The 17,983-nt window shown below is 65.5% G+C and carries 12 protein-coding genes and 1 pseudogene; 10 read left to right on the forward strand and 3 right to left on the reverse strand.

What is annotated here, in order from left to right; all coding sequences use genetic code 11:
- Nucleotides 1–114 precede the first annotated feature (114 nt).
- On the forward strand, nt 115–1,542 hold the full coding sequence (locus ACV229_RS37200; RefSeq protein ID WP_448088044.1) for an MFS transporter: 1,428 nt from the start codon (nt 115–117) through the stop codon (nt 1,540–1,542).
- Between the two features lie 140 nt (nt 1,543–1,682).
- Nucleotides 1,683–2,879 (forward strand): hypothetical protein, encoded by a 1,197-nt coding sequence (locus ACV229_RS37205; RefSeq protein WP_448088045.1) that lies wholly within the window; start codon nt 1,683–1,685, stop codon nt 2,877–2,879.
- Nucleotides 2,880–2,918: 39 nt separating this feature from the next.
- Here ACV229_RS37205 and ACV229_RS37210 read toward each other — a convergent pair whose 3' ends face one another.
- Nucleotides 2,919–3,911 (reverse strand): LacI family DNA-binding transcriptional regulator, encoded by a 993-nt coding sequence (locus ACV229_RS37210; protein WP_448088046.1) that lies wholly within the window; start codon nt 3,909–3,911, stop codon nt 2,919–2,921.
- A gap of 133 nt (nt 3,912–4,044) precedes the next feature.
- Nucleotides 4,045–6,294 carry a beta-glucosidase gene (locus ACV229_RS37215; protein ID WP_448088047.1) on the reverse strand — a complete coding sequence of 750 codons (2,250 nt, stop codon included), beginning with the start codon at nt 6,292–6,294 and terminating at the stop codon, nt 4,045–4,047.
- A 413-nt stretch (nt 6,295–6,707) separates the two neighbouring features.
- Between ACV229_RS37215 and ACV229_RS37220 the strand changes: the two are divergent.
- Together ACV229_RS37220 and ACV229_RS37225 are read left to right on the forward strand one after the other, a co-directional pair.
- A pseudogene (locus ACV229_RS37220) lies at nt 6,708–6,878 on the forward strand (adenosine deaminase); the annotation flags it as partial.
- 131 nt (nt 6,879–7,009) lie between these two features.
- Entirely contained in the window at nt 7,010–8,275 is a 1,266-nt protein-coding gene (locus ACV229_RS37225) for a hypothetical protein (protein ID WP_448088048.1), read from the forward strand.
- A gap of 64 nt (nt 8,276–8,339) precedes the next feature.
- On the opposite strand, the gene ACV229_RS37230 is transcribed toward ACV229_RS37225, so the two are convergent.
- Nucleotides 8,340–10,574, reverse strand: coding sequence for a penicillin-binding protein 1A (locus ACV229_RS37230; protein ID WP_448088049.1), 2,235 nt, complete (start codon nt 10,572–10,574; stop codon nt 8,340–8,342).
- A gap of 363 nt (nt 10,575–10,937) precedes the next feature.
- Between ACV229_RS37230 and ACV229_RS37235 the strand changes: the two genes are divergently transcribed.
- From ACV229_RS37235 to ACV229_RS37260, 6 genes are all read left to right on the forward strand, one after another.
- The gene (locus tag ACV229_RS37235) at nt 10,938–11,951 is read left to right on the forward strand and encodes an Ldh family oxidoreductase (protein WP_448088050.1); all 1,014 of its coding nucleotides are present in this window, start codon (nt 10,938–10,940) and stop codon (nt 11,949–11,951) included.
- Between the two features lie 608 nt (nt 11,952–12,559).
- On the forward strand, nt 12,560–13,708 hold the full coding sequence (locus ACV229_RS37240) for a branched-chain amino acid ABC transporter substrate-binding protein (protein WP_448088051.1): 1,149 nt from the start codon (nt 12,560–12,562) through the stop codon (nt 13,706–13,708).
- 61 nt (nt 13,709–13,769) lie between these two features.
- Entirely contained in the window at nt 13,770–15,044 is a 1,275-nt protein-coding gene (locus ACV229_RS37245; protein WP_448088052.1) for an NAD(P)/FAD-dependent oxidoreductase, read from the forward strand.
- 73 nt (nt 15,045–15,117) lie between these two features.
- The gene (locus ACV229_RS37250) at nt 15,118–16,020 is read left to right on the forward strand and encodes a dihydrodipicolinate synthase family protein (protein WP_448088053.1); all 903 of its coding nucleotides are present in this window, start codon (nt 15,118–15,120) and stop codon (nt 16,018–16,020) included.
- Between the two features lie 178 nt (nt 16,021–16,198).
- Nucleotides 16,199–17,632 carry an aldehyde dehydrogenase family protein gene (locus ACV229_RS37255; protein ID WP_448088054.1) on the forward strand — a complete coding sequence of 478 codons (1,434 nt, stop codon included), beginning with the start codon at nt 16,199–16,201 and terminating at the stop codon, nt 17,630–17,632.
- Nucleotides 17,633–17,731: 99 nt separating this feature from the next.
- A partial coding sequence (locus ACV229_RS37260; protein WP_448088055.1) for an ABC transporter permease subunit occupies nt 17,732–17,983 on the forward strand: 252 nt, incomplete at its 3' end.

Here is a 17,983-nt window from a genome sequence, read left to right on the forward strand (position 1 = left end):
GGGACGGGCGGCCCGTCATGCTCGTTCTCCGTCCCCGCTAAAATGCGCGAACCCGCCCGCCGATCCGACGCGTGGCGGCGAACAGACCAATCAAGATTCCGGAGACGCGCCACCATGGCTTCGACCCAGCCCGATCCGCTCGCTGCAGCGGACGTCGCCCGCACTTCAACGCTCGACGCCGGCTCGATATCGGCCCGCCTCGACCGCCTGCCGCCCACCCGCAGCGTCTGGAAGCTCGTCGTGCTGCTGAGCCTCGGCTTCTTCTTCGAGCTCTACGACCTGCTGTACAGCGGCTACGTCGCGCCGGGCCTCGTGAAAAGCGGCGTCCTCACGGCGACCACGCACGGACTGTTCGGCACGACCGGCGTCGCGAGCTTCATCGCCGCGCTGTTCGCGGGCCTCTTCATCGGCACGATCGCATGCGGCTTTCTCGCCGACCGCTTCGGCCGCCGCGCGATCTTCACGTGGTCGCTGCTGTGGTACACGGCCGCGAACGTCGTGATGGCGTTCCAGGACACCGCCGCCGGGCTGAACTTCTGGCGCTTCATCGTCGGCCTCGGGCTCGGCGTCGAGATGGTGACGATCGGCACGTACATATCCGAACTCGTGCCGAAGCAGATCCGCGGCCGCGCGTTCGCGTGCGAGCAGGCGGTCGGCTTCGTCGCGGTGCCGGTCGTCGCGTTCCTCGCGTACCTGCTCGTCCCGCACGCGCCGCTCGGCCTCGACGGCTGGCGCTGGGTCGTGCTGATCGGCGCGCATGGCGCGATCTTCGTCTGGTGGATCCGCCGCGCGCTGCCGGAAAGCCCGCGCTGGCTCGCGCAGCAGGGCCGGCTCGACGAGGCCGATCGCGTGATGTGCGCGCTCGAGGCGAAGGTCGAAGCCGAATACGGCCGCCCGCTGCCGCCGCCCGCGCCCGCGGAGCCGGTGCCCGCGCGCGGCAGCTTCCGCGACATGTGGGTGCCGCCGTACCGCAACCGCACGATCATGATGACGATCTTCAACGTGTTCCAGACGGTCGGCTTCTACGGCTTCGCGAACTGGGTGCCGACGCTGCTGATCAAGCAGGGCATCACCGTCACGACGAGCCTGATGTATTCGAGCGTGATCGCGCTCGCCGCGCCGGTCGGCCCATTGATCGGACTCCTGATCGCCGACCGCTTCGAGCGCAAGTCGGTGATCGTCGCGATGGCGGGCACGGCGATCGTCTGCGGGCTGCTGTTCAGCCAGACGAGCGTGGCCGCGATGCTGATCGTGCTCGGCATCGGCCTCACGCTCGCGAACAACATCATGTCGTACAGCTTCCATGCGTACCAGGCCGAGCTGTTCCCGACCGCGATCCGTGCGCGCGCGGTCGGCTTCGTCTATTCGTGGAGCCGCTTCTCCGCGATCTTCACGTCGTTCGTGATCGCAGCGGTGCTGAAGGGTTTCGGCACCGTCGGCGTGTTCGTGTTCATCGCGGCCGCGATGGCGGTCGTGATGGCGGCGATCGGCCTGATGGGGCCGCGCACGAAGGGCATCGCGCTCGAAGCGATCTCGAAGTGACGGCGGCGCGGCGCGCAAGCGGTGCAGCTTGCGCGCGCGTAGAATGAAAAATCAGACGACTCTCTGGTTGCCATCGGCCTGATCGCGTTGTGCGCGCGGCCGGGTGTGCCGCGTGGAGGCGTCGGCGTCCGGCGTGCGCGATGTACCCGACGCGTCGTTGCCTCGCGCGGCCTGTGTGCCGCTCACGACGTGCGATGGCCGATCCGGCCGATGGCATCGATCGTATGACGTTTCCTCGCCTGACGCGGCGTTTTTCGCGGCCGCGTCGACTTGCCGCTTTGCTTGCCGCGTGCGCGTGTGCCGCGGTCCCGGTACTTCCCGTCCTCGCAGAACCTCCCGCGTCCGCCGTGTCACCGATGTCGGCTGCAGCACCGTCGGCCGCCGGGGCGGCTGCGTCCGGTGCATCGGCTGCATCAGGTGCATCGAATGCATCGGGCAGCACATCCAGCGCACCGGCTGCCGCAGAGGCCGGCGCCGCATCCGCCGCATCCGGTACGCCGGCCAGCGAAGCAGCGGCCGTGACGCCGCGCATGCATCCGCCGCTGTCTGCTGCCGATGCCGCGAGCGCGACGACCCGCGCGATCGACTTGCGCAAGCGGTTCGTGCAGGAAGTGACCCGCCGGCTGAACGTGCCTGTCAGCGCGCAGCGCGCGTACGGGCAGCGGCTGCAGCAGGCGCTCGCGGCCGACGATCTGGCCGGGCTCGCGGGCGAATACGTGGTGCTCGTCGATCGCGCGCCGACGGTGCAGGCGCTCTTCATCTATTTCCGCGCGACGCCGGCGAACGCGTGGCTGATGATCGGCGCATCGCCGGTCGCGACCGGCTGGCCCGGCAAGTACGACCACTTCCTGACGCCGCTCGGCGTGTTCACGCATACGCCGGACAACATGGATTTCCGCGCGGAAGGCACGACGAACGACAACGGCATCCGCGGCTACGGGCGCCGCGACATGCGGATCTACGATTTCGGCTGGGTGGACAGCGAGCGCGGCTGGGGCAAGGGCGGCGTGTCGCCGATGCGCTTCCAGATGCATGCGACCGACCCGGACCGCCTCGAACCGCTGCTCGGCATCCGCCACTCGAAGGGCTGCGTGCGGATCCCGGCGTCGCTGAACGTGTTCATCGACCGGCACGGCATTCTCGACGCCATCTACGAGGCGCGCATCGAGGCCGGCAAGTCGTACTGGGTGCTGCAACCGCGGCGCGACGTCACGCCGATCGAAGGCCGCTACGTTGCCGTGATCGATACCGCGCGCAACACGCGTCCAGCGTGGTCGCCGCTGCCGGGCCACAAAGCGTGGGCCAAGGTGCCGAAGGGCGGGGATACGGCGGATTGACCGGCAGCGACTGCGCAAGACTGCCGCGCGCGGCGCGATTCAACCGGGCGCCGCTGTCGATGCGCGAATGACCAGGCGCGGCTCGAACGTCGTATGCGCGGTATCCGCATGGCCCGCGAGTGCGTCGACGAGCTTCTGCATCGCGCGTTCGCCGATTCTTTCGCTCTGCGTATCGATCGTGGTCAGCGCAGGCGTCACGTACTCGCCGTACGGGACGTTGTCGATGCCGGTCACCGACAGGTCGTGCGGCAGCTGGAACCCCAGCGCTGCCGCTTCCTTCATGAACCCGAGTGCAATCAGGTCGTTGTAGCAGATGATCGCCTGCGGGCGGCGCGGCCCCAGCATCACGCGCGAGCATGCCTGCTCGCCGGCACGCGTGGTCGGCGCGTGCGCGTCGTACACCGCAAGCGTGAGCCCGGCCTCCGCGAGGCACGTGCGTGCGCCGCGAATGCGCTCGTCGTTGATGCCGGCCTGCCCGAAGCCGAGGTACGCGATCTCGCGGTGCCCGAGCTTCAGCAGATGCCGCGCCAGCATGTAGGCTGCCAGTGCGTTGTCGACGCCGACGCTCGGGATCCGCAACTGCGCGCTGTGATGCAGCAGCACGAGCGGCTTGCCGAGATCCAGCATCCACCGCGATTCGGCGTCAGGCGCACGCGCGCTGACGATCAGGCCGTCGACGCGTTGCGCGAGCGCTTCGGTCAGCGGGCGCTCGCGCGCCGGGTCTTCATCGGTGTCGACCAGCAGCAGCGTGTAGTCGTGCTGGAGTGCGACGCGGTTTGCCCCCTTCACGATGTTCGTGAAGTGCGGGTTCGCGATGTCGAGAATGGCGAGCCCGATCGTCCGCGTGCGACCGGTGATCATCGACCGCGCAAGCGGATTCGACCGATACCCGAGCGTATCGACGGCCGCCTTCAGCCTGGCCTCGACCGGTGCGGAAAAGCGCTTGGTGCCGTTGATGTACTTGGACACCGTCGCGATCGACACGTCGGCCGCCCGCGCGACGTCGCGAATGGTCGGAGAGGGCTTTTTCATCCGGGCAATCACGATTTCCTGGTGGATCGGCGGATTGTGGCAGAAAAGCGGCCGCGTCAGGCGGGCCCGTCGCGGCGCGGGTCCGGCGCTGGCGCGGCCGGACCTTGCGCTGCCGCATGACGCGGCCCCGGCCTCACTGGGCGATGCCGATCGAGCCGGCGAGCGCCGGATTCTGCGACGAGTTGCCGACCAGGATCCCGTATTGGCCGTTCGCCGTCGTCCACTGTTGCGCGTGCGTGTCCCACGTTCCGAGCGGATGGCTCGTGGCATTCGGGTCGATCGTGAGCTTCACCGTCTGCTTCTCGCCGGGGTTGAGCCAGACCTTCTTGAATGCGACGAGCCGCTTGGGCGGCTGCCCGAGACTGGCCGGCAGCGACACGTAGACCTGCGGGACCTCGGCGCCGCGCGTCTTGCCGGTGTTGGTGACGTCGACCTGCACGGTGATCGGCACGGTGCCGTTCGACGACTGCGGCGCGACCTGCAGGTTCGACAGCGCGAACGTCGTGTACGACAAGCCATACCCGAACGGGAACAGCGGCTTGACGTTCTGCGCGTCATACCAGCGATAGCCGATATTCAGCCCCTCCGAATACGTGACCGTCGGCACGCCGTCGACATTCACGCCCGGGTACTGCGCGGGCGTGTTCGCCGGCCAGTCACCCGCGTTCTTCGGGAACGTGACCGGCAGCTTGCCCGACGGCGTCGCGATGCCGAACAGCAGGTCCGCCGCGATGTTCCCGTCTTCCTGTCCGGGGAACCACGTCTCCAGTACCGCCGGGACGGTGTCGATCCACGGCATCAGGCTCGACGCGTTGTCCTTCATCACGACGGCGGTCCGGGGATTCGCCGCGGCGATGGCCGAGATGATCGCGTCCTGGTTGTTCGACAGCGCGATGCTCGTGCGGTCCGCGCCTTCTTCCGCGATGGTCCCGGCGAGCACGATCACGACATCGGCGGCCTTCGCGGCATTGACGGCATCGGCGAGGTTGCTGTTGTCGTCGGCAACGACGGTCAGGCTGGCCGTCGCGCTCGAGCCGAGCTTCGCGAGCGCATTCTGCACGCCCTGGAGCGGCGTGACCGTGTACAGCGGAATCACGTCGGAACTGCCGCCGCAGCATCCGGATACCGCCTTGGTCGCGTAGGCGGCCTGACCGATCAGCGCGACCGAGCGAATCGCCTTCGCATCGAACGGCAACAGGCTGTTGTCGTTCTTCAGCAGCACGGCTGCCTGCTCGCCGATCGAGCGCGCGATGGCGCCGTCGCCGGCCTGGTCGATGGCCGTTTGCGCGACGGGCCGGTCGAAGATGCCGAGCCGGAACATTTGCGTATAGCGGCGCGTCAGCGCGGTATCGATGTCGGACACCTTGATCTGGCCGGCCGCGAGCGCCGCGTTCAGGCGGTCTGCGGTCCACCAGGTCGTGAGGGCGCCCGGGATGTTGATCCCCGGCATCTCGTTGTCGAGGCCGGCCAGCATCGTGCTGGCGGTGCTGTGCGCGGCGAAGAAATCCGACTGGACGTAACCCGTGAAGCCCCACTGGCCGCGCAGCACGTCGGTCAGGATGTGCTTGTTCTCGCACATCGAGAAGCCGTTCACCGAGTTGTACGAGCACATGACGGACGCGACCTGGCCGTCCTTCACGGCCATTTCGAACGGCAGCATGTAGAGCTCGTGCAGCACCTTGTCGTCGATGTTCTCGTTGATGGTCATCCGGTTCGTTTCCTGTTCGTTCGCGACCAGATGCTTCGCCATCGCAATCACGCCGTGGGACTGGATGGCCTTGATCTCGGCGACCCCCATCGTCCCGCTCAGCACCGGATCCTCGCCGAAATACTCGAAGTTGCGGCCGAGCGTCGGATTGCGTGCGAGGTTCATGCCGGGACCCTCGAGCACCTGCAGCGCGAGATTGTTCGCCTCGCGCCCGATCACGTCGCCGAATTGCGCAGCCACCGTGTTGTCGAACGACGCCGCGACCGCCATGCCGGACGGCAATGCGGTCGCCTTCGCCGAGGCGGGGCTCGACAGCGATGCAAGCGGGAGGCCCGGCAGGCTCGGCGACACGCAGTCGTTCTGGCCGACCCCGACCGGTCCGTTCGTGATCCGAAGTGTCGGAATCTGCAGGTCCGGGATGCCCGGAATGTGGCGCGAGCCGTAGCACGTCGGAATTTCCGCGACCACGCCGGGCGTGCCGACGAGCTGCTCCATTTTCTGCGGCAGGGTCATCGCCGAGACGAGCAGCGTGGCGCGCTGTTGCGGCGCCATCGACGCATTCATCCACGGATGGGCCGAACTGCTGGCAATGTCGCCGCTGCCGCCACCGCCGCAGCCCGCTATCACGGCCGCGGCGGAAATGGCGGCGGCGCAACCGATCGCGATCTTTCTCATGCTCACAGCCTCCTCATGTCTCTCTTTTGAAATGTGAATGTCGCGGGAAGACGTCCGGCATGCCGGTCGTTCGGTTCCCGCGGCTCGTCCGACTGCTTTGCGGGCGGCAGCGTGCCGCCGGCGTGTGTCGACGTCAGCTTCATAATCCGACGTCGTATGACTGCGTATGTTAGCCAGATAGCGGGATTGGAAGAAGATCGTTTACCCTGAACGAATCTAGGCTTCATAAGGATAAGTGAGGAAAAACGGGGGTAACGTTTTCCCTCGCGTTGTGACGAGCTCAGAGCTGATCGGGGCGAGGCTGCCCCCGGGTGGATTCGATCAGACTTTATTGGTATGACGTCGTATGAAAATCTTGGGGGTGCTAGCTGCGAGCAATCGGACAACCACGAGCGCGCGACAGGTCATCGAGCGAAGCGCGGGCGCTGATGTTCAGCCACTTCGGCTTCGCGATCGCAGACCTGAAGCAGTTCATGCTGAACGGGATCGACGGCGCATGGGTCGACGATGCGGAAAAGGCCGCGTGGCGCGCGGGCTGGTCGCAGGAATTCGACCGGCTGGCCGGCACGCTCGCGGCCGGCTGAGGCTGGTCACGCCGAGCCGGCATTCGTGTTCGTTATATATTGGGCGCTCGGCGGCGACCGGCCGTGTCGCTGCTACCGGGCACGCGTGCGCCGGACTTCCCGATAACGATTCGACTGCCAAGGACTCAGCCGTGAGGATTTTCCTGTTCTGTCTGCTGCTGTTCGCGTCCGTGTCGGCGCGCGCCGCCGGCGCGTGCGACGCGCTGCTCGGCGACTATGCGCCGGCGCCCGGCAAGCCCGCGACGCTGCGCGTCGAGAAGGTCGGCGGCGAGATGGTGCTGCGCGTTAGCGAAGCCGGTCAATGGTCCGTCGAAACGCAGCCGACGCGCGAAAGCAAACCCGATGCCGACGATCCCGGCCCGATCCCCGCCGGCGCATGCGTGCTGATGGTCCCGGGCGGCGAACTGATCAAGATGCCGGTCGGCGCGCCGTATCAGGTCACGTCGATCACCGGCAACGGCTGGACGACGAAGCATTCGACGACCGGCGTGCTGATGCTTGCGATGCAGGGTTTCCAGGTCGACGGCGTCGAACTGTACTCGGTCGCGCGCAGCGGCGATTCGCCGCCCGAGCCTGTGAAGGCGGTGCCCGGCAGCGAGATCTCCGGCGCGGGGCTGTGTCCGGGGCGCCGCGCGCCGGACATGAGGCAGGCCGACTTCGACGCGCTGCCGGAATCGCTGCGCCACTATTTCGCGGGGCTGGAACCGCTCAATCAGCGCAAGTTCATCTGTGGGCAGATGCTCGACGAGATCATGTCCGGCAGCATGGCGACGAGCGACGACGAACAGAAGCGCGACAACATCTGGCACTGGTTCGACGTGCTGCTGCGCGCGCATCAGGTGCCGCGCGACGAGCACGGCAGCGACGATCGCTGGTACGTGGCCACCTATCTGCTGCGGCAGATCCGGCCGGAATCGGGCGCGGCGGCGTCTGCGCATCGCGACCGTGACCGGGCGATCGTGTTGAACGCGCTGCTGCATAACCTGCCGCCGCCCGACACGCTGCGCGACGGGCGCGAGGAGCAGGCGAGCGATCTCGTCGCCGAGATCATGCATTTGCCGGAAGCGGATGCGCTGGCCGCGCTCGGGTCGCTGCATGAACGCGGCATGCTGCGCTGGCAGGTGCACGAAAACAATCCGTATCGCGTTGCCGACGTCGCGCTGTCCAATGCGTTGAGTCCGTCCGTGCCGGCGTCGGTATTCGCACTGCTCGCGAAGGATGCGAGCCCCGATGTGCTGCACGACGACGCGCTGCTCGACGGCGAGGTGACCGCGAATCACGAGGAAGGCGTGCGGCGCCTGCTGGCTGCCGGCGTGAAGCCGTCCGTGCAGACGCTCGCGCACGCCGAGGACAACCCGGCGATCCGGCAGCTGTTGCAGGCTGCCGTCGCGCAGTGACGCCGCTCGCGCATCGCGTGTCGTCGTCGGTTCCGGCCGTCGTGCGAGCCCGTGCGATGGGCGGCTAGCGGAACAGCCTCAACCAGTCGAAGAGACCCTGCGGACGCGAATGCCGCTTTTGCGGCGGCGTCGCGGGCCGTGGCCGGAAGTCGGGCGTCAACTGCGCGCGCGGATCGATGACGTGTGCGCGCAGCGCCGAATCGTAGAATGCGCCGACGATCGGCAGCGCGCTGTGTGCGCCTTCGCCCCAGTAGTCGCTGCCGAGCGTCACGTGGCCGTCGTCGAAGCCGACCCACGCGCCGGCGACGAGCTGCTCGTGCATCAGGATGAACCAGCCGTCCGCGTTGTCCTGCGTCGTGCCCGTCTTGCCCGCCACGTCGGCGCGGATGCCGTAGCGCGTGCGGATGTCCGCGCCCGTGCCGCGGTCGACGACGTCGCGCATCACGTCGACGAGCGTCTGCGCGGCGCCGGCGGGCAGCGCGCGTTCCGGCGGCGCGCTGCCGAACTGGGCGAGCACGTTGCCGTTGCGGTCCTCGATGCGCGTGATCATCTGCGGCGCGACGTACACGCCGCGGTTCGCGATCGTGCCGTACGCGGACACCATTTCCTTCAGCGTGACGGGGCTCGTGCCGAGCGCAATCGACGGTACCGCGTCGAGCGGACTCTCGCGCACGCCCATTGCGCGCGCGAGCCGCACGACCTTCGCGGGGCCTTCGCGCTGCATCAATTGCGCGGTGATGCGGTTGCGCGAATGCGCGAGCGCGTCGCGCAGCGTCATCGGCAGGCCCGTCGGCGGCTCCGCGTCGGTCGGCCGCCACACCGCGTGCCCCGACAGCGGGATCGCGACATTGCGGTCGATGAACGTATCGCTCGGCCGCGCACCGTCCGCGAACGCCGCGCCGTACACGAACGGCTTGAACGTCGAGCCCGGCTGGCGGCGCGCCTGCTGCACGTGATCGAACGGCTCGTCGGCGAAGTCGCGGCTGCCGACCCAGGCCTTGATCTGCCCGTCGCGCGGATCGATCGCGAGGAAGCCGGCCTGTACCTGTGTCTTGCTGTCGCATAGCGCATGGACGAACGTGCGGTCGGAGCCGAGCTTGCGCAGCGCGGCCGGGTCCGGCATGCCCGCGTCGCGCAGCGTCCGGTAGTCGGGCGTCTGCCGGATGAACGTGCGGAACAGCTCGTTGCGCAACCCGCAGCCGCCGGGGTTGTGCCATTCATCGTTCGCGATCTGCTGCAAGCGGTCCGTCTGCGCGTTCAACGCTTGCGTCGCCATCTCCTGCAGACGCGAGTCGATCGTCGTGCGCACGACGAGCCCGTCCGAATAGATGTTGTAGTCGTTGCGGTCGGCCCACGCGATCAGCCACTTGCGCAGCTGCGCGGCGAAGTGCGGCGCGGGGCCCGGCGACGCGGTCTGCGGCTCAAAGTCGACGCGCAGCGGCTGCCGGATCAGCCACGCGTATTCGTCGGGCCGCAGCTTGCCATAGCGGTTCATCTGCGCGAGCACCGTGTTGCGGCGCTGCAGCGCGCGTTCGGGGTTCAGCACCGGGTTGTAATAGCTGTTGCCCTTCAGCATGCCGACGAGCGTCGCGCTTTCGAGGATGTCGAGCTGGTCCGCCGACTTGCCGAAGTAGGTGCGCGCGGCCATCTCGACGCCGTACGCGTTGTACAGGAACGGCACCGTGTTCAGGTAGGTCTCGAGGATCTCCGGCTTGCTGTAGACCATCTCGATCTTGAACGCGGTGATCAGCTCCTTCAGCTTGCGCGTGAGCGTCGGCGCGCGGCCGACGTCGTCGGGGTACAGGTTGCGCGCGAGCTGCTGCGTGATCGTCGAGCCGCCCTGGCGCTCGCCGGAGAACGTGTGCAGGCCGGCCGCGATCGTGCGGCGCCAGTCGATCCCGTGGTGTTCGTAGAAGCGCCGGTCTTCCGTCGCGATCAGCGCATCGACCATATGCGGCGAGATCTGCTTGAGCGGCACCCATTCGCGGTTCACGGGCCGGAATTCGGCGATCACCTGGCCGTCCGCCGACACGATCTGCGCGGGCCGGTCGATGCGCGCCTTGCGGATGTCGCCGATGCTCGGCGTGAACGGGATGAACGCGAGCAGCACCAGCAGGCCGAGCACGGGCACCGCGGCGAGCGTCAGCGCGATGCCGCGGCGGGTCGGATGCCGAAGACGCTGCAGCGCAGCGGCGAGCAGCGCGCGAAGGCGGGTGGCGCCGGCGGCCGCCAGCGGCCGGATGCGGGCGAGCCACCTGGCGCACTGGTCACGGAGAGACGACACGATTCGGCGATTCACGAAGATTCACGGGGACGGCGCACGGCGCGGAAAAGGCGCGATCGTAGCAAACGGACCCCATGCGTCGGCGCCGGAAACGGGCTTCTGCTTGCAGGATTTACAGACGATTACGTTTGTTTCGGATCGACAACGTATTGGGTTCGGGACGGCCCCGGCGTACGCGGTTATTCGACTGATGAATGGAGGGCGCGAAAGTGGGGGGCATGCCCGTCGCGGTCGACGCTGCGCACGACGGCAATCCTCTTTTGTCGCAGGAATCCGCTCTCCAAGCGCACTAGTGAGAGGCCATTTGACGGCTGGCATCCTGCAGCCTATCCTGTCTGCGCGAATATTGTATCCAATATAATTGACAAGGAGTTCGGGATGGAAATCGTGAACCTGACATTGACTCAGGTCTACAACCTGGCTTTTCGTGTACTGACCTCGAACGGCATGGCCGACGATCATGCCGGTGCGATCGCGCGGGTGATTACGGCCGGACAAAGGGATGAATGTCATTCTCACGGCATCTATCGTCTGCTCGTGTGTGTCAGGTCGCTTCGGGAGGGCAAGCTTGTTGGCGACGCCAAACCGCAGGTCAGCGAACCGACGCCGGCGATTGTCCGTGTCGACGCGGGCTTCGGGTATTCGCAACTTGCGTTCGACGTAGGCAGCAAGATCCTCGTCGAGAAGGCCCGGACGATCGGGATCGCTGCACTTGCGATCAACAACTGCTTCCATTTCTCGGCGCTGTGGCCGGAAGTCGAAGCGATCGCGGCCGAAGGTCTCGCGGCGCTCGCGATGACGCCGAGCCATAGCTGGGTCGCGCCAGCGGGCGGCACGAAGCCGGTGTTCGGAACGAATCCGATCGCATTTGCGTGGCCACGGCCGGGCAGGTTTCCGTTCGTGTTTGATTTCGCTACGAGTGCGATTGCCCGCGGCGACATCGAACTGCATCGCCGCGCGAGTAAAGCCATTCCAACCGGTTGGGCGGTCGACGACGCGGGTCGACCGACGACGGATCCGGCCGCGGCGCTGAAAGGGGCGATGCTCACGTTTGGCGGTCACAAGGGTTCTGCGCTGGCGGCGATGGTCGAACTGCTCGCCGGTCCGCTGCTCGGTGACCTGACGAGTCTCGAGTCGCAGAAATTCGACGAAGGCGCTGGCGCAACGCCGTGCCATGGCGAGCTTGTTCTGGCGTTCAATCCCGAGATTTTTGCGGGCGGAAGACGAACCGACGGAGAGCGGTACGCAGAGGAGATGTTCGACGCCATCGTTGGCCAAGGTGCGCGTCTGCCGTCCCAGCGGCGCTTCGAGGCGAGAGTGCGTAGCGAGGAGAATGGTGTGCAGGTGCCGGCGCAACTCATCGCCGACGTTCAGGCGCTGATGCACAACTGACTGACACGGGCCGGCCGATTTCTCTCGCACAGGCTTCCGGCGACGTGGCGACATTTCACGACCCGGTCGCTCGCTATGCCCATTCTCGAAAGCCCCCGCCGGACACTTGCGGAGTGCCTGCCCGCTGCCCGATACGGGATGACGCCTGGCGTGATCTGGTGCTTTTGAAGGTACGCATGTTCAAGAAACGCTTGGTGCAAACCCGATGTTGAATTTGGATGTTGGATCCAATACATTGAGGCCAGTTGTTTCAGCCCAAATTGCCCCTTTGCTGACCCCCCATTCCCTGGAGTCAGTCAGGTCGCTTGCCGCAGCTCGGCTGGAACACCTTCCGTTCTGCCGCTTCATTGCAAGCTTCCGGGACTGCCGGTTCGCCGGCGCGCCTCAGGAAGTGTCCGTCCATATGCTGCGGAAGCTCGACAGGCCGGACCGGGTGGACTACTGGAAGTCCTTGGGGCGGGGTAGCGTGACGCGATCCCGGATTTTTCGGAAGTTGATTGACTGACCCGCTGAAGGGCGGCATCATGAGTTCGTGAAATGGATATTGGATCCAAAATACTGGACTCTGATCCGTCGGGAGCGGTTTTTTGGGTAGTAAGGAGACAGGTATGAACGTCCGCATCACCACTTTCGCAGCGGCCTCGGCGCTGCTGGCTCTCTTCCTCGGCTCGTCGGCGCAGGCGGCCGAGGCTCAAACGGTCAAGCTGGGTCTGGCTGCGCCCATGACGGGTGCTCAAGCGCAGTACGGGAAGGATTTCCAATCGGGCGCTCAGCTCGCCGTCGATGACTTCAATGCAACGAAGCCGAAGATCGACGGCAAGGAGACGAAATTCGTGCTCGAGTCGCTCGACGACCAGGCTGATCCCAAGACGGGGACGGTCGTCGCGCAGAAGCTCGTCGACGACGGCATCAAGGGCATGCTCGGCCACTTCAATTCCGGCGTGACGATCCCGGCATCGGCGATTTACTCGCGCGCCGGCATCCCGCAGATCTCCACTGCGACGGCGCCGGCCTATACGCGCCAGGGCTTCAAGACGACGTTCCGCATGATGACGTCGGACACGCAGCAGGGCAGCGTGATGGGCAAGTATGTGGTCGAGACGCTGCATGCGAAACGCATTGCGATCATCGACGACCGGACCGCGTATGGCCAAGGGTTGGCGGAGCAGTTCGAGACGGCGGTAAAAGCCGTGGGCGGCAATATCGTCGACCATCAGTTCACTTCGGATAAGGCCGTCGACTTCAAGGCGATCCTGACCGGCATCAAGTCCAGGAATCCCGATTTCGTCTACTACGCGGGCGCTGACGCGCAATCCGCACCGCTCGTGAAGCAGGCGCGTCAGCTGGCGATGAAAGCGACGTTCGCGTCGGGCGAAATGTCGAAGACCGAGGACTTCCTCAAGATTGCCGGTTCGTCCGCCGAAGGCGTGATCGTTTCGCTCGCGGGCCTGCCGCTCGACAAGATGCCGGGCGGAGCGGGATTCACGAAGCGCTACAAGGCGAAGTTCGGGATCGAGCCGACGACCTATGCGCCGTACACCTACGACGGTGCGATGGCGATGATGCAGGCGATGCAGAAAGCCAATTCGTCGGATCCGGCGGTGTATCTGCCTGTCCTCGCGAAGACCGACATGAAGGGCGTGACGAGCGATCACTTCGCGTACGACAAGTACGGCGATCTGCGCGACGCAATCATCACCGTCTACAAGTGCGAGAACGGGAGATGGAGTCCCGTGACGGTGCTCGGCGGCAAGTAACGGCAACCGGGGTGGACGGGCTGTCTGCCGTCCGCCTCCCTGACAGTACGGCGCACTCGAAATGACTCAGCAAGCTCGACATTCACGGACGACTTCCGATGTCGTCGTCATCGGCGGCGGCATCGTTGGCCTTGCCTGCACATGGGCTGCGCTGCGCGACGGCGCCACGGTCACCGTCGTCGACCGCGATTTCGAAGGGGATCGCACGTCGCACGGCAATGCCGGCGGAATCGCCGTGACGGAGAGCACGCCGATGTCCATGAACGGGTTGTACATGAAGGCGATCAAGTGGCTCTTCGATCCGCTCGGACCGCTGGCGCTCGATTGGAAGCATCTGCCTGCGGCGCTGCCGTGGTTCCTGGCGTTTCAGCGCGCCGGCAGCAAGCAGCGCTTCAAGGAGATTTCTTGCGCGCTGGCGAAGCTGAACAACCGTGTCTATGACGACATCGTTCCGATGTTCAAAGACATCGGCGTGATGGACAGCTTCTATCGGCGAGGCGCGCTGACCGTTTATGAGACGGACGAAGCGTTCGAGGCTGACCGGCACGAATGGGCTTACAAGCGGGAACTGGGCGTGCGTTGGCGCGCGATGACGGCCGACGAGGTGCGCGAATGCGAACCGTCGCTCGCTCCGGTATTCCGCCACGGGGTGTTTCTCGAAGACTGGTCGCACATCGGCGATCCCAAGCACGTCGTGATCCGGCTCCGCAATCGTGCTCGCGAGTTGGGCGCGCAGTTTGTCGAAGGCACTGCAAAGGCGCTCAATCTGTCGGACAGCCTTGCGCCTGCGGTCGTGCTCGCCAACGGGGATCGGGTCAACGGACGTCGAGTCGTAGTCGCGACGGGCGCCTGGTCTGCGGAGCTTGCGGCCTCGATCGGCGATCGCGTCCTGCTCGACAGCGAGCGCGGTTACAACACGACGTTGCCGTCGCACGGCATCAGCCTGTCCCGTGAAGTGATCTTCGCCGAGCGCAAGTTTGTCGCGACGCCGCTCGACATCGGCTTGCGGATCGGTGGTGCGGCGGAATTCGCGGGCCTGGAGGCGCCGCCCAACTACAAGCGCAGCGATGCGCTGCTCGCTCTCGGCAAACGCTTCCTGCCCGGCATCAACGACGCAGGTGCCGTGAAGTGGATGGGGCACCGTCCGGCGACGCCCGACTCGTTGCCTGTCATCGGACCCTCGCCGCGGGCGTCGAATGTCATTTACGCGTTTGGCCACGGTCATCTTGGCCTGACGCAATCGGCGACGACGGCCGCGCTCGTGGCTGATCTTCTCGCGAACCATAAAACCGGAATCGACCTCGAGCCGTACTCGATCAGCCGCTTCCGGAATTGACGAGGCCCCCGCGACCTCGATTTGACTGCGGGATTTCCCGCCTCTGTTGTCATTTTTTTATAAAGGTGTACTTATGGAACTCAATTGGAAAGGTGTTTACCCGGCTGTCACGACGAAGCTGAACGACGACGGTTCGCTCGATCACGATGCGATCAAGGCCGGTCTGAATCGCCTCATCGAAAACGGCGTTGCCGGCGTCCTCATGATGGGTATGGTCGGAGAAAACGCTCAGCTCACCCCGGAGGAAAAGCGCACGGTCCTGAAGCTTGCCGTCGAGACGGTCGCGGGCCGCGTTCCGGTGATTTCCGGTCTCGCCGAGACAAACACCGCAAGCGCGATCCAGTTCGCGAAGGATGCCGAAGCAATCGGCGTGAAAGGCCTGATGGTCTTCCCGGGACTGACCTACAAGTCGGACGTGCGCGAAACGATCGCGTTCTACAGGGCCGTCGCGAAAGCCTCCAGGCTGCAGATCCTCCTCTACAACAACCCGCGCGGCTACGGCGTCGACCTGACGCCCGACGTGGTGGCGGAACTGGTGGACGAGCCGACCATCGCGGCCATCAAGGAAGAGTCGTACGACACGTCGCGCGTCACCGACCTGATTTCCCGCTTCGGCGATCGTCTGGCCGTGGTCTGCGGCGTCGACGATCTGGTGCTCGAGTCGGTCGCACTGGGTGTGACGGGCTGGGTATCGGGCATGGCAAACGCCGTGCCGAAGGAGTCGGTCGAGCTGATGAACCTCGCAGTGAGCGGCGACTTCGTGCAGGCCCGCAAGCTCTATCGTGCGCTGATCGACCTGTTCCACCTCGATACGCACGTCAAGCTGGTGCAGTACATCAAGCTGGCCGAACACGTCATCGCAGGCTACTCGGAAAACGTCAAGGCGCCGCGACTGAAGCTCGAAGGCGAAGAGCGTCAGAAGGTCCTCGCGATCATCGAAAAGACGCAGGCCAACCTGAGCGCACTGTCGAAGTAACCGGCTGAATCGTCCGGCCGTCTCGTCGTGGCACGGCCGGACGACGCTGTGTGAACTCGAATGAAATCATCTCGCCGGCGGTGGGGCTGCCCGTCCTGTCGTCGCGTCATCTGCAATTCGGCGAAGCGGCATGCCAGATCTCTTCGACTGGACATCCAATGCGCTGGGAGATCTGAGCATGACCCAATATCGTTGCTTCATCAACGGAGAATGGCTGAGCGCATCGGGCGCGTTGCCGAACATCAATCCGTCGGACCTGTCGGATGTCGTCGGCGAGGCATTGCTGGCGGACGACACGTTGGTCGCCGATGCGATCGCCGCGGCGCGCCATGCCTTTCGCTCGTGGTCGCTGACGACGCCGCAGCAGCGGGCCGATATCCTGGACGCCGCCGGAACGAAGATTCTCGCTCGCCGCGAAGAGCTGGGCACGCTGCTCGCGCGCGAGGAGGGCAAGCGGCTGCCGGAGGCAATTGGCGAAGTGACGCGTGCAGGCAACATTTTCAAGTTCTTCGCGGGTGAAGCGCTGCGCGTGGGCGGCGAGATCGTCCCGTCCGTCCGATCCGGCATGACGGTCGAGGTGACGCGCGAGCCGCTCGGCGTGATCGGCATGATTACGCCGTGGAATTTCCCGATCGCCATCCCGGCGTGGAAGATCGCACCAGCGCTTGCGTTCGGCAACACTGTCGTGATCAAGCCGGCCGAACTCGTGCCGGGATGTGCGACTGAACTCGTCAGGATTCTCGAGGAGTCGGGCCTGCCCGCCGGCGTACTGAACCTCGTGCTCGGGCCGGGTCGTGTGATCGGCAATGCGCTCGTGACGTCGCCGGACGTCGATGCCATCACCTTTACGGGATCCGAAGCAACGGGGCGCGCGATCGCCGCAAAATGCGTCGAAACGGGCAAGAAAGTTCAGCTCGAAATGGGCGGGAAGAATCCGATGGTCGTCGTGGACGACGCCGACCTTGACGTCGCAGTCGACGCTGCCCTTGACGGTGCTTTCTTTGCCACCGGGCAGCGCTGCACGGCTTCGTCGCGCCTGATCGTCACGGCAAGGATTCACGACCGGTTTGTCGACGCGCTGAAACAGAAAGCAGCAGCACTCGTCGTCGGCCATGCACTCGACAAAGCGACCCAGATCGGACCGGTCGTCGACGACCGCCAGCTACATCAGAACCTGTCGTATCTGAAGATCGCCAGCGAAGAGGGCGGCCAGGTCTTCGGCGGGGAATTGATCGAGCGGGCGACCCGGGGTTTCTTCATGCAGCCGGCGCTCGTGACCGGCACCACGAATTCAATGCGAATCAACCGAGAGGAAGTATTCGGGCCAGTCGCGTCCGTCATCAAGGTGGCCGATTACGACGAGGCGCTCGCCGTTGCAAACGACACACCCTATGGGCTTGCATCGGGCATCTGCACGACGTCGCTCAAATACGCGGCTCACTTCAAGCGCCACGCGGAAGCCGGAATGCTGATGGTGAACGCGCCCACGGCGGGCGTGGATTACCACGTGCCGTTCGGCGGTCGCAAGCGCTCCAGCTATGGCCCCCGAGAGCAAGGCATTTATGCGCGGGAGTTCTATACCACCGTAAAGACGGCATACGTGAATGCATAAGAGACCGTGCGGGAAGTCGCTCGGCTAGCTGGCTTCCCGCACGCGTTCGGGGCGTGACCAAATAGACGAGCTTATAGCCTCGCGTATCCGGAGGAAGCAGTGGACATTTTCATTCAACAGATCCTCAACGGTCTGGTACTGGGTAGCGTGTACGCGATCATCGCGTTGGGCTACACGATGGTGTACGGCATTCTGGGCATCATCAACTTCGCGCATGCTGATGTGCTGATGGTGGGCGCGATGGTCGCACTGTCGGCGATCACCGTGTTGCAGAATCATTTTCCCGAGCTGGGCAACGTTGCAACGCTCACGATCGGTCTCGGGATCGCCGCGTGCGTCTGCGCGGTGGTC

The sequence above is a fragment of the Burkholderia sp. MR1-5-21 genome (assembly GCF_053427715.1).

Bases quoted from the DNA above. Each gene is read 5' to 3' on its own strand.
- ACV229_RS37200 (WP_448088044.1), top strand. From the start codon at position 115: ATGGCTTCGACCCAGCCCGATCCGCTCGCTGCAGCGGACGTCGCCCGC.
- ACV229_RS37205 (WP_448088045.1), top strand. From the start codon at position 1,683: ATGTACCCGACGCGTCGTTGCCTCGCGCGGCCTGTGTGCCGCTCACGA.
- ACV229_RS37210 (WP_448088046.1), bottom strand. From the start codon at position 3,911: ATGAAAAAGCCCTCTCCGACCATTCGCGACGTCGCGCGGGCGGCCGAC.
- ACV229_RS37215 (WP_448088047.1), bottom strand. From the start codon at position 6,294: ATGAGAAAGATCGCGATCGGTTGCGCCGCCGCCATTTCCGCCGCGGCC.
- ACV229_RS37235 (WP_448088050.1), top strand. From the start codon at position 10,938: ATGGAAATCGTGAACCTGACATTGACTCAGGTCTACAACCTGGCTTTT.
- ACV229_RS37240 (WP_448088051.1), top strand. From the start codon at position 12,560: ATGAACGTCCGCATCACCACTTTCGCAGCGGCCTCGGCGCTGCTGGCT.
- ACV229_RS37245 (WP_448088052.1), top strand. From the start codon at position 13,770: ATGACTCAGCAAGCTCGACATTCACGGACGACTTCCGATGTCGTCGTC.
- ACV229_RS37250 (WP_448088053.1), top strand. From the start codon at position 15,118: ATGGAACTCAATTGGAAAGGTGTTTACCCGGCTGTCACGACGAAGCTG.
- ACV229_RS37255 (WP_448088054.1), top strand. From the start codon at position 16,199: ATGACCCAATATCGTTGCTTCATCAACGGAGAATGGCTGAGCGCATCG.